The sequence below is a fragment of the Streptomyces albidochromogenes genome, assembly GCF_005981925.1.
Taxonomy (GTDB): domain Bacteria; phylum Actinomycetota; class Actinomycetes; order Streptomycetales; family Streptomycetaceae; genus Streptomyces; species Streptomyces albidochromogenes.
This window is the reverse complement of the sequence record NZ_VBVX01000653.1, coordinates 1-955: the sequence shown is the minus strand read 5'-3', so window position 1 is coordinate 955 and position 955 is coordinate 1. Positions and strand designations below refer to the sequence as shown.

Sequence of the window (955 nt, the reverse complement as noted above, 5' to 3'; positions counted from 1 at the left end):
AGATTTGTATAAGAGACAGGCCGCAGAGCGGGGGCGGCGGCCCGCGCCGCGGCGAAGCCCCGCCGGTCGGAGGCGGCCACCAAGGCCTCGGTCACCGCCGTGCGCGGGGCGCCGTCCGGGCCCGGGCCCAGGGGCGTGGCGTGCGTCTCCACCACGGACGTCGCCCCCTCGCCCTCGGTGATGTGCATGACGACCGTGCGCGGCTCGGGCGCCGTGAACACGGCCCGTACGGGCACCACCAGCCGCCCCGCGACCTTGAACGACACGTCGACCGTGAACGCGTCGTCGTCCTCCTCGCCCTCCGGCGCGTCGACGACGGTCAGGTCGACGAAGGAGTACGGGTGGAACCAGGACCCGTGCCACGGGTCCAGACGGTTGGCCACCACGTCCTGGGGCTCACAGCGCCCCACCGCCCCGAACACCGCGTCCACGGCGCCGCCCGCCGGGCGCCGCGGTACGACCGGACGCTCCAGCGGCGGCTCCCCGCCCAGCGCGTCGAGGCGTACCCAGGCGAGCACGCCGTCGTCGTGGGCGGGCAGCGGCTCCCAGCCCGCGAACGGCCGGCCGTCCAGGGACAGGCCGTGCCAGCGGCACACGAGCGTGCCGCACACGACCCGGCCCTCCCGCAGCGGCGCCCCCAGATGCGGGCAGGCGCCGGGTCCCGCTCTCAGCTCGCCCGTGACGGTGCGCCAGGCGACGACCTCCAGGCCCCCCACCGTCCGCCCGAACGGCCGGCCGCCGCGACCGATGTCGCGGGAGGCCCCGATCACGTACCAGTTGCCCGACGGACGCGCCGCCGAGCGCTTCAACGCACCGGCTATCAGGGCCGGTTTCGCCTCCCGCCAGGTGGGTGTCTGCTGCTCCCACCGGGCGTGGTCCCGCCGCCGCGCCCGCAGGGGCAGCCCCCGCCGACGCGCTCCTCGTGCACCGCTCATGTCCCCGGCCCCTTCCGCCC

General features: G+C 76.6%; 1 protein-coding gene. It reads right to left on the bottom strand.

All coding sequences use genetic code 11. From position 1 onward, the window contains the following. On the bottom strand, positions 1–935 hold a 935-nt coding region (locus E2E34_RS34580; RefSeq protein ID WP_138905753.1), incomplete at its 3' end, for a DUF5914 domain-containing protein. Between the last annotated feature and the right edge of the window lie 20 nt (positions 936–955).